This window comes from Acinetobacter sp. YH12112, assembly GCF_013418945.1.
In the GTDB taxonomy this organism is placed as follows: Bacteria; Pseudomonadota; Gammaproteobacteria; order Pseudomonadales; family Moraxellaceae; genus Acinetobacter; species Acinetobacter indicus.
This window is the reverse complement of sequence record NZ_VPBA01000001.1, coordinates 133154-144417: the sequence shown is the minus strand read 5'-3', so window position 1 is coordinate 144417 and position 11264 is coordinate 133154. Positions and strand designations below refer to the sequence as shown.

Annotated in this window: 11 protein-coding genes and 1 pseudogene; 7 read left to right on the top strand and 5 right to left on the bottom strand. The window is 45.1% G+C overall.

Annotation, left to right across the window (positions count from 1 at the left end):
- Positions 1-497: pseudogene (locus FTU50_RS00675) on the top strand (IS982-like element ISAcsp2 family transposase); the annotation flags it as partial.
- 32 nt (positions 498-529) lie between these two features.
- Here FTU50_RS00675 and FTU50_RS00670 read toward each other — a convergent pair.
- The 3 genes from FTU50_RS00670 to cysD all read right to left on the bottom strand — a co-directional run bounded on the left by FTU50_RS00670 (position 530) and on the right by cysD (position 3578).
- Positions 530-802 (bottom strand): hypothetical protein, encoded by a 273-nt coding sequence (locus tag FTU50_RS00670; protein WP_180046773.1) that lies wholly within the window; start codon positions 800-802, stop codon positions 530-532.
- Positions 803-946: 144 nt separating this feature from the next.
- Entirely contained in the window at positions 947-2560 is a 1614-nt protein-coding gene (gene cysN / locus FTU50_RS00665; RefSeq protein ID WP_127800567.1) for a sulfate adenylyltransferase subunit CysN, read from the bottom strand.
- 103 nt (positions 2561-2663) lie between these two features.
- Positions 2664-3578, bottom strand: coding sequence for a sulfate adenylyltransferase subunit CysD (gene cysD / locus FTU50_RS00660; protein WP_005179347.1), 915 nt, complete (start codon positions 3576-3578; stop codon positions 2664-2666).
- 324 nt (positions 3579-3902) lie between these two features.
- Here cysD and FTU50_RS00655 point away from each other — a divergent pair, with 324 nt between their 5' ends.
- Positions 3903-4445 (top strand): hypothetical protein, encoded by a 543-nt coding sequence (locus FTU50_RS00655; protein ID WP_016659284.1) that lies wholly within the window; start codon positions 3903-3905, stop codon positions 4443-4445.
- Between the two features lie 94 nt (positions 4446-4539).
- Here the strand turns inward: FTU50_RS00655 and lysS are convergent, their stop codons facing one another.
- On the bottom strand, positions 4540-6066 hold the full coding sequence (gene lysS / locus FTU50_RS00650) for a lysine--tRNA ligase (RefSeq protein WP_005179355.1): 1527 nt from the start codon (positions 6064-6066) through the stop codon (positions 4540-4542).
- Between the two features lie 256 nt (positions 6067-6322).
- Here lysS and FTU50_RS00645 point away from each other — a divergent pair, with 256 nt between their 5' ends.
- Entirely contained in the window at positions 6323-6829 is a 507-nt protein-coding gene (locus tag FTU50_RS00645; RefSeq protein WP_034598188.1) for a YqiA/YcfP family alpha/beta fold hydrolase, read from the top strand.
- Positions 6830-6882: 53 nt separating this feature from the next.
- Here the strand turns inward: FTU50_RS00645 and FTU50_RS00640 are convergent, their stop codons facing one another.
- Entirely contained in the window at positions 6883-7425 is a 543-nt protein-coding gene (locus FTU50_RS00640; protein WP_005179368.1) for an adenine phosphoribosyltransferase, read from the bottom strand.
- 504 nt (positions 7426-7929) lie between these two features.
- Between FTU50_RS00640 and rubA the strand changes: the two genes are divergently transcribed.
- From rubA to oxyR, 4 genes are all read left to right on the top strand, one after another.
- Positions 7930-8094, top strand: coding sequence for a rubredoxin RubA (gene rubA, locus FTU50_RS00635; RefSeq protein ID WP_005179369.1), 165 nt, complete (start codon positions 7930-7932; stop codon positions 8092-8094).
- 77 nt (positions 8095-8171) lie between these two features.
- On the top strand, positions 8172-9350 hold the full coding sequence (locus FTU50_RS00630; protein WP_180046771.1) for an NAD(P)/FAD-dependent oxidoreductase: 1179 nt from the start codon (positions 8172-8174) through the stop codon (positions 9348-9350).
- Between the two features lie 51 nt (positions 9351-9401).
- The gene (locus FTU50_RS00625; RefSeq protein WP_045796061.1) at positions 9402-10337 is read left to right on the top strand and encodes an alpha/beta fold hydrolase; all 936 of its coding nucleotides are present in this window, start codon (positions 9402-9404) and stop codon (positions 10335-10337) included.
- A 13-nt stretch (positions 10338-10350) separates the two neighbouring features.
- Positions 10351-11250 (top strand): LysR family transcriptional regulator OxyR, encoded by a 900-nt coding sequence (gene oxyR, locus FTU50_RS00620; protein WP_005179377.1) that lies wholly within the window; start codon positions 10351-10353, stop codon positions 11248-11250.
- Positions 11251-11264: the final 14 nt, after the last annotated feature.

The window sequence follows — 11264 nt, the reverse complement described above, 5'->3', positions numbered from 1 at the left end:
GTATTCAGCGTCATAAATCATTAGTCCAAATTGCATCACGTGGTAGAAGCTCAATGGGCTGGTTTTATGGCTGTAAATTACATATTGCGATGAATCAATTTGGTGAAATTGCCTGTTCTGCTTTATCGAATGGACATGTTGCTGACATAAAAATGGTTGAGCAATTGGTTGCTGGTATAGAAGCAAAACTTTACGGGGATCGAGGTTACATCAGCCAAGAATTAAAAATCAGATTGAAAGATCAAGGTATTGATTTGATTACTTATCATCGAAAGAATATGCGGGCTATTCAACTCTGTGCATCAGATGAATATCACCTAAGACAACGCAATAAGATAGAAACATTATTCAGTTTATTGAAGGGGCAATACAATTTAGTGACGAGTAAAGCACGTAGTCTTCATGGATTTCTGAGTGGAATTTACGCCTCACTATGTGCATATCAATTAACCCATCAAAATAAGCCAACAATTCAAATTAAGGAATCATCGGCTTAAGCAGGATCCGGGTTAAAATACGGAGCCTTTAATTAACTACGCCCTTTATATTCCTTTACCATTCGATCACTCACATCTTCCGGATAACATAGCGGCGCATATCCGCCTACACGATTATAAACACTACGCTTACCACAACGACTACCATTACTTGCAGTATTGTAAGGACACGGACAATTTCCCGGATAATTCTCAATCGACTGCTGGATTATTTTCTGCTTGATTGCGTCAACGCTTTGGCTACTCTGTTTAGCTTCAGCTCCAAAAGCCACACACAAGCCAGCCAGCAAAATTAATTTTTTCATATATCCCCTAAATCTAGGGAGCATTGTATTAATTGACCGGTAAATTGAAAGATCACATTTTGACCAATCGAATGATTCTCATGCAATCAAAATTTAGGCAATAAAAAACCCGCCAATCAGACGGGTTTTTAAACCAGTCCAGTCTTATAGACGAACCAGCTCCACAATTTTCTCAGCCAGTTCTTCAACGGCTTCGGTGCCATAGCTTACGTCAGTGCCTTCAGCAACATCGGTGACCACCACAACACCAGTTTCACGAAGTAATGCCACTTGAGCAGCATTCAGACCCGCTTTTGCAATTGCAACTACACCTTGCTGAATCAACAGACTTTCCAGCGCTTGTGCATTTTCCAGTGCTTGTGCTGTTACAGTCACCGCAGCAGGTTTTTGACCTAAACGGGCAGCACGGTCTTCCGCAGTCACAGGTTCATCATGCGCAGTCCATTCTACCGCTGCTTCCACCATGCCCGCACCAACGGTCACGTTGCTTAAACGGTCAATGAAAATAAACGAGCCGGTATAACGGCTGTCCTGATAACGGTCAAATACCACTGGCGCATCAAACTCGATCTGAACATCAGCAATCGCGTTCAGTTCCAGCTGCTCTACCTGGGTTTTTTCCAGCGTATTCACGTTTACACGATAGTTAATTTCAGCAATTTTGGCAGGAACAGTTTGTGTACCGAGCTTAATGTTGTACAGCTTGCCTTTGACCAGTGGCTGATCATTCATCCACACCACAGTTGCGCGTGCAGAACGTGAAATTTCCGGTTGATCGCCCGCTTTGACCAGCAGGTTACCGCGTGAAATATCAATTTCGTCATTCAGGGTAAGGGTAACCGCCTGACCGACAAAAGCACGTTCCAAATTGCCATCAAAAGTTACAATGTCTTTGACGGTAGAACGTTTGCCTGATGGTAAAGCGACAATTTCATCACCCACACGGATGTCGCCCGAAGCAATGGTGCCAGCAAAACCACGGAAGTCGAGGTTTGGACGGTTGACATATTGCACCGGGAAGCGGAATTCGTTTTTACCTGAAGTCCGGCTAATTTCCACGTTTTCCAGCGTTTCCATCAAAGTTTCGCCGCTGTACCACGGAGTATTGGCCGACTTGTTCACCACGTTATCGCCATTCAGGGCAGAAATTGGCGTGAAAATGATATTGGCCGGTTTACGGTCACCAAGCTGGTTCACGAACTCGTTATATTGCGCCTGAATTTCATTGAAGCGCGCTTCAGAGAATTCCACCAGGTCCATTTTGTTGATGGCAACAATAATGTTCTTAATACCCAGCAGGCTGGCAATAAAGGTATGACGACGGGTTTGGGTCTGCACGCCATAACGTGCATCAATTAAAATAATCGCCAGATCCGCAGTTGATGCACCAGTGGCCATGTTACGGGTATATTGTTCATGTCCCGGGGTATCGGCAATGATGAACTTACGCTTTTCAGTCGAGAAATAGCGATACGCCACATCAATGGTAATACCCTGCTCACGTTCTGCCTGCAGGCCATCGACCAGTAAAGCTAGGTCAGGTGCATCCCCTGTCGTCCCGACTTTTTTCGAGTCACGGGTTACCGCTTGCAACTGATCTTCATAAATCAGTTTTGAATCATAAAGCAGACGACCAATTAAGGTCGATTTACCATCATCGACGTTACCGCAGGTCAGGAAACGCAATAAGTCTTTATTTTCGTGCTGTTTTAAATAGGCCAAAATATCTTGGCTAATGAGTTCTGATTGATGAGACATTGCTCAAACTCCACAAATTCTTTAGAAACCGGTTTAATCTCCCTGTATTCCCCTTTTACCAAGAGGGAATTTCCTCTCTTGTCTAAAGAGAGGTGGGGAGAAATTAGAAGTAGCCCTCTTGCTTCTTCTTCTCCATCGAGCCGGCTTCATCATGGTCAATCATACGACCCTGACGTTCCGAGCTGGTGGCCAGCAACATTTCCTGAATAATTTCAGGCAAGGTATCTGCGCCTGACTCAACTGCACCGGTCAGTGGGTAACAGCCAAGTGTACGGAAACGTACCGATTTCATTTGTGGTACTTCGCCTTCATGTAAACGCATACGCTCATCATCAACCATAATGAGTGTGCCGCTACGTTCTACCACTGGACGTTCAGCAGCAAAGTACAACGGAACAATTGGAATCTGCTCGAGATAAATATATTGCCAGATGTCCAGCTCGGTCCAGTTCGACAATGGAAATACACGAATGCTTTCGCCTTTGTTGACCTTACCGTTATAAAGGTTCCACAGTTCTGGACGCTGGTTTTTCGGGTCCCAACGGTGTTTGGAATCACGGAAAGAATAGACACGTTCTTTGGCACGTGATTTTTCTTCGTCACGGCGCGCACCACCAAATGCAGCATCAAAACCGTATTTATCCAGCGCCTGTTTCAGCCCCTGGGTTTTCATGATGTCGGTGTATTTCGAGCTACCATGATCAAATGGATTGATTCCGGCGTCACGGCCTTCCTGGTTCTGATGCACAATCAGATCAAAACCATGTTTTTTGGCCATGTTGTCGCGGAATTCAATCATATCTTTGAATTTCCAGCCTGTATCAACATGTAACAGAGGGAATGGAAGTTTTGCAGGATAGAAGGCTTTCAAGGCAAGATGCAGCATCACCGCAGAATCTTTACCAATCGAGTACAGCATAACCGGATTTTCAAACTCGGCAGCAACTTCACGGATGATATGAATACTCTCAGCTTCAAGCTGTTTCAGATGAGTAAGTCTTTCCTCATTTAATGACATGGACAACACCAGCTTAAATCAACGTGTACTTATTACACTTTATAAAATTTATATTCATTATAGAGATTTAGTTATCTGTACTATTGCTTGTTTTATTATATTAATATGCAAAAACGTCATATACAGGATTACTGATATTGCTATCAAAGTTTACTCATACCCTGCACAGCATCGCTTATTTTTAGCCTGATCACTATTTTCCAGTCGCCGTTTTTATGCTCACCTCTATCTATTGAGTTATTGTTAAAAGCTCTAATAGATCGCTTCATTTTCCAAGTGAAACACCTAAAATAAAACAAATTTTAATTTTTTCTGATTGCTCCCATGCCTTATAGTCATTACGATTTAGCCACCTTAAAAGCCCAGCTGGAACAGGCGCAGCTTGCCGGCTTTCTGTATCAGCATCAGCAGCACATGCTGGTGTTGCAAGAAGCGTTTGATGAAGATGGTTCTGCACTAAATACCTTTGTCCAGCACGAGTTCAGTGCCGATCAGATCGGGCTGCAATTTGGTCTACGACTTTCGGACCATAACATCGAGTTTTTGATTGGCCTGACCCACAGTAATCAGGATCGCGGTTATGAAATTGGTGCCGGCAATTTAAAAGGTGACCAGAAAGCCTTTAACCTGATGTATGCCTTTTATAACTATCCAAAAGCCTTTTATCTGGTCAGCATGCCACTGGCCTCCACCTCAAGCCAGCTGGAACAGGCCATTGAACAGCAACTATTCCAGCGTCCGGAACTGGCCTTCCTCGACACCGCAGTCAAAACCAATCCAATGGGTGAACAGGTGCAGTGGATGAAATCGTTTATTGTGCAGCAAAGCCTGAACATGAAAGTGCGTATTCAGACCAGTTTAATCTAAGCGATTCTTCTGATCTGTGCTTTACGTATAGCTTGATGATACTCAAACAAAAAAATAACCCGCGAGATTCGCGGGTTATTTGATGTAGCAGATTTTAGTTCTTGTGACGCATATGCGGGAACAAAATCACATCACGGATACTTGGTGCATTGGCGAACAACATCACCAGACGGTCAATCCCGATCCCTTCACCTGCTGTAGGTGGCAAGCCATATTCCAGTGCTTCAACGAAGTCTGCATCATAGTGCATCGCTTCATCATCACCAGCATCTTTCTCAGCTACCTGTGCCTGGAAACGCTCCGCCTGATCAATTGGATCATTTAACTCTGAGAAGCCGTTTGCCAGCTCACGACCACCAATGAAGAATTCAAAACGGTCAGTGATGTGCGGGTTTTCATCATTACGGCGAGCCAGCGGTGAGGTTTCTGCTGGGTATTCAGTAATGAAGGTTGGCTGACGCAGTTGAGTTTCAACTGTTTCTTCAAACACGATGGTTTGCAGCTTGCCTAAACCAAATCCTGGTTTTACCTGCTCTTTCAATTCGTTTTGTACGAAGTTGGCCAGAAATTCACGGTCATTCACGTTTTCAGGGGTGAATTGCGGGTTGTGCTCAAGAATCGCATCAAACATCGAGATTTTCTTGAACGGACCTTTGAAGCTATACACTTCATCGCCATACGGCACATCGGTCGAACCCAAGATGTCGATGGCCAGTTTCTCCAGCATCTGCTCGGTCAGTTCCATCAAATCTTTGTAGTCTGCATAAGCCTGATAGAATTCAATCATGGTGAATTCCGGGTTATGACGGGTCGATACACCTTCGTTACGGAAGTTACGGTTAATTTCGAATACGCGTTCAAAACCACCCACCACCAGACGTTTTAAATAAAGTTCTGGCGCAATACGCAGGAATAATGGCATATCCAGTGCATTATGATGGGTTTCAAATGGACGCGCCGATGCACCACCAGGAATCACGTGCATCATTGGGGTTTCAACTTCCATGAAACGCTTTTCAGTTAAAAACGCACGGATGCCCGATACCACTTTGGCACGAATTTCAAAAGTCTTACGGGTTTCTTCGTTTACAATCAGGTCCAGATAACGCTTACGATACTTCACTTCAGTATCGGTCAGGCCGTGAAACTTGTCTGGTAATGGACGCAGCGATTTGGTCAGCAATTCAAAATGCTCGATATGCACATATAAATCGCCTTTGCCTGAACGGCCGATATAACCTTTAACGGCAATAATATCGCCCAGGTCTAAACCTTTAATGGTTTCCAAGGTTTCAGGGCTAAGTTCTTTACGGGCCACATACAGCTGGATACGACCCGTCATGTCCTGAATTACGATAAATGAACCACGGTTGAGCATGACACGGCCAGCCACCGACACATACACCTTGTCGCCGCCTTCAATTTCTTCTTTAGATTTGTCGGCAAACTGTTCTTGTAAATCTTGCGCGTAATGTTCACGCTTGAAGGTGTTTGGCCATGGGCTACTGTTGCTTTCCTGAGCCTTTTCTTGGATTTGCTTTAACTTGGCATGACGCTGTGCAATTAAATCGTTTTCGGAAATAGTGGGTTCAGAAGTCGACTGAGCGTTTGGTTGCGTCATCTCTGCCTCGAAAATTACTAAAAAATGAAGTGCAATAGCATAGCAGATTTATTTGGCTTTTCGTATGCTCTGCTGAATCCTAAGCCATTTTTTTCATTTTCCAAACCTCTGCTAAACAGCACCTCGCCTTTTGCTGAACTGTTAGACCAATAGCTAACTTCTTTCTTGCATCACCACTCTTACAATGAGCAGGAGAAATTAATTGAAAAGGGAACTTTTCAACTATTCAATAGACGCTTGAGTGTGAATGAAAACAATGAATAGATGCACCTCGAAAATCCTATTTCTGCATGGGCTGGATTCCTCACGTGAATCGAGTAAGTTTCATGCCATCTGCGCAGATAAAAAATACTGTATTACCGTGGATTATCGCAATCTGAACTACCAGACGGTGGCCAGTTTCTATAACGATATTATTGTTAAAATCCAGCCTGAAATTATTGTCGGACATAGCCTCGGCGGCTATTGGGCCTTAAAGATGTCGGCGCTGCATGGTATTCCCTGCGTCATTGCTAATCCGAGTTTACAGCCCGACTTCCGACCGGACTATCCGCAGATTTCCGAACAGGAACTGGACCATGATATTCCGCAGCTGGCCTATCTGGAACTCGGCGATGAACAGCTGGACATGCACTGGGTACAAACCCAGCTGGAAAATTACATGCCAATTCATGCTTTTAAAGGCGGTCATCATCGACTGGTGTGTCCGGAAAATATCAATCCTTTAATCTGGCAACTGGAACAGCAATCACTGCACAAATAAAAAAGCCTTGCACTCGGCAAGGCTTTCTATGTTTCACAGGGTAGTGCTCAGACTTAAGCAACTGCTTCCACCGGCTTAGAGCGTTCATCCAGTACCGACCAGATGTTCAGACCCAAATCTGCGTGTAAATCTGGTAAATCCAGGAAAATGCTCGCACCCAGAATTTCATGCTGACATTTTTCTGCCAGTTGTTTCACTGCTTTTAAGGTACCGCCAGTCGCTAATACATCATCCACAATAATAACTTTCTGACCGGTGACATCTGCCGCCATTTCCAGACGGTCCAGACCGTATTCCAGGCTATAACCCACACCCACTACCGGTGGTGGTAATTTACCGGCTTTACGCACCAGCAATAAGCCCTTGCCAGTACGCTGTGCCAACAGGCTGGCCAGCACAAAACCACGTGCTTCTACCGCAATAAAGCTGTCTACTTCAGCCAGTTTTTCTGCAGGAATACTTTCAATTAAAGCATCTGTCAACGGACCAATATTTTTCATGAATAAAGGGGTCAAGTCATAAAAACAAATACCGGCTTTAGGAAAGTTTTGGACAGTACGAATGTGAGACCACAACGTTGTAGACAGCTTGCTCATAAGGAGATCGGAGAGAGATTAAAAAGAATAGGTGAATTTTACAGCGTCTTGACCGCGAAGACCAGCCAAAGTCCGCCCTTCAGGTTTAAATAAAACCCGATTAAAATTAGTAAATCATTGTTTTTATTATTGGTATTTTTATACTAAATAACCAATATAGATTATCCTAATTATAGAATAGCCTATTTAAGCAAAAATAGCTGTCCGACTTTAGTCGAAATTTAGATGATCTCTCATATATTTTGAAAAGATTTGCGCTGGTTTTTAGTGTGCATATTGTCCGACACTATGCAATATTTGAGATTTTAAAGATAAATTTTGTCCTTCTTAGCCATTCAGCTTTAGAAATGAAGCATTAGACTCCGATATTTACTTTACTTTAACCTCATAACTGCGTAAAAATTTAAGCGAATATGAAGTGTTAAAATCATATCAACTGAGTCATGCTGGTTAGGGAATTTTTTGCCGGTCAGGTTTATTGAAGATCGGCTTTTGGAGAGTCAAATGAAAAAGTATCAATGCATCGTTTGTGGATGGATTTATGACGAGGCAGAAGGCTGGCCGCAAGATGGCATCGTCGCGGGCACCAAATGGGAAGATATTCCAGATGACTGGACCTGCCCGGACTGTGGCGTATCTAAAGTCGATTTTGAGATGGTCGAAATCTAAGTACGCCTCGAAGACCATAACTGCATGGTCTTTTTTTATGTCTTGAAACTTATGCTCAACCTTTTATGGAGAAAATAATGCATCCGATTGTCATCATTGGTTCTGGTATGGCTGGCTATACAGTCGCCCGTGAATTTCGCAAACTGAACCCTGAGCAGGAACTGGTCATGATTTGCGCAGATGATGCAATCAACTATGCAAAACCTACCCTCTCCAATGCCCTGGCCGGCAAAAAAGCACCCGAACAGATTGCGCTGGGGGATGCCGCAAAAATGGGGGCACAGCTGAATATGCGTATTGAAGTGCATACCTGGGTCAAAGCCATTGATGCCGAGCAGCATCTGCTGACTTTAGAGAAAGATGGCGTCGAAAGCCAGCAAGCCTATGCCAAACTGGTACTGGCAGTCGGTGCCAACCCGATTCGTCTGGCCATTTCTGGCGATGGCAGTGATGATATTCACGTGGTCAATAATTTAAATGACTATAAAGCCTTCCGCGAACAGCTGGCAGCGCGTCAGGACAAACGTGTGGTGATTTTAGGCGCGGGCCTGATTGGCTGTGAATTTGCCAATGACCTGCAAAATACCGAGCATCAAGTCACGGTGATTGATCTGGCACCTCAACCGCTGGGCCGTTTATTGCCTGAATTTATTGCCACTGCATTTAAACAGAACCTGGAAGAAACTGGGATTCATTTTGTCTTGGGCACCACGGTCGATAAAGTATCGAAACTGGATAAGGGTGATTATCTGGTGACACTGGCCGATGGCCGTAGCCTGAGCGCTGATGTGGTACTGTCCGCCGTCGGTTTACAGCCGAATATCACTTTAGCCAAAGAAGCCGGCATTCATACCAGTCGCGGCGTGCTCACCAATGGCTTACTGGAAACCAACCTGGCTGATATTTATGCAGTGGGCGACTGCGCTGAAGTCAACGGGACTTTATTGCCGTATGTCATGCCAATCATGCAGCAGGCACGTGCCCTGGCCAAAACCTTAAATGGTGAAACCACACAAGTACACTACCCGGCTATGCCGGTTGCAGTGAAAACCCCGGCGGCACCATTAACGGTGTTACCTGCCCCGGTAGATGTGGAAGTGACCTGGCAAAATGAAGAACTGGACGATGGCATGATTGCCAAAGCCTTTGACAGCACTGCCACCTTACGCGGCTTTGTGCTGCTCGGGCCAACAGCCGGCAAACAGCGCCTGGCTTTAAGTCAACTTGTTCCTGACTTGATTCCAGCGGCAGTTTAGCGCTTTAATCCATCAGGGGTGCGCGCTCACCTTGAAGAAAGGAATATAAGAATGAATAGTTTGCGGTTAAATGTTTCACCTTACAGCAGTTTTATGCACGAAACCAAAGTCGACTTGGGCAATGGCATTGAATTGCATGTCGAAATGGGCGGCGAAATTGGCAATCCGACCATTTTACTGGTCATGGGATTGGGCGCACAGCTGCTGTATTGGCCAGACTTTTTCTGCAAGTCACTCATTGACCAAGGCTTTCGGGTCATCCGTTTTGATAACCGCGATATTGGCCTGTCCTCTAAAGTACGCCATCAGGGCGAGCGCCTGAATACCCTAAAACTGATGGGCCGTTTTGCCTTGGGTTTAGAAAATCAGGGGGCGCCTTATAACCTGTATGATATGGCCGATGATGTGGCCCTGCTGATTGATAAACTGGAGCTGGAACAGGTTGATGTGATTGGCGCTTCAATGGGCGGCATGATTGCACAGATTCTGGCGGCCCGCTATCCGGACAAGGTCAGAAAACTGGCACTATTGTTTACCAGCAACAACCAGCCTTTCCTACCGCCACCTTTCCCGAAACAGCTGTTCAGCTTAGTGGGCAAGCCGGCATCCAATGATGAAGAAGGTATTATTAACCACAGCCTGAAACTGTTTAAAGTGATTGGTTCGCCGGGTTATCTGAATGAAATGGAAGCGGTACAGACCGCCCGTAAATTATATCAGCGAAGTTACCATCCAGCGGGTGTACTTCAGCAGTTTTTAGCAATATTATGTACAGGCTCATTGCGCAGTCTGGACAAGCAGATCCAACAGCCCACGCTGGTTGTTCATGGTTCTCGTGACCGCTTACTTCCACCTGCACATGGTAAGGCTGTTGCGAAAGCAATACCTGACGCTAAATTTGAATTAATTGAAGGAATGGGGCATGATATCCCTCCGCATTTCATTCCATATCTTAGCGAATTATTTGCTCATCACTTTAAATTATAAGCATTAGGACACTATGGCTGCATTACCATCCTTAAGACAGCTGTCATACCTCGTTACACTGTCTGAAACGTTGCATTTTACAGAAGCGGCGCGCCGTTCATTCGTGACTCAATCGACATTGTCGGGCGGGATCATGGAGTTAGAGCGCTTATTGGGTGGCGTATTGGTTGAACGCGATCGCCAGAATGTACGTTTGACTCCTCTCGGTGAACAAGTTGTAGCCCGAGCGCGTGTTCTATTGGCCGATGCGCAGGACTTGATGCGCCTAAGCCGTGAAATGAGCGAGCCCTTAACCGGCGACCTGCATTTAGGTGTGATTCCAACCATTGCACCGTTCATTTTGTCGCAGCTGTTAGATGAAGTGCATAAGCAACTGCCAAAAATCCAGTTACACCTGCATGAAGCACAAAGTGAAAAAATTGTAGAAAAACTGGAACATGGTAACCTGGATATGGTGTTACTGGCGCTGCCGTTTGATACCCGCAGTCTGAAAGTTGCCGAAATTGCCAAAGAAAATCTGGTACTGGTCCACCATAAATCCGATGCACACTCGGCTCAGGCCAAATCTTTAGAAGATCTGGACCTGTCTCGCCTGATGCTGCTGGAAGAAGGCCACTGTTTGCGTGATCATGCCTTAAGTGCCTGCCCGATTGGCGAGCGTAAAAATGATCATCGTTTAAAAGCCAGCTCGCTACCAACCCTGGTGGAAATGGTATCAGCCAACCTCGGCTTTACCTTACTGCCTGAAATTGCCATTCATACCAATATGATTCAGGCCAATTCAGAGCTGGTGGTAAAACAGATTGACGCGGCGCCTACCCGTACCTTGGCCTTAGTAACGCGTAAGAGTACTCCGCTGCAAAGCGAATTTGATGTGTTATTGCAGATTCTGCAAAAAATCTCGCACAGCTAAGTTCTTCAATACCC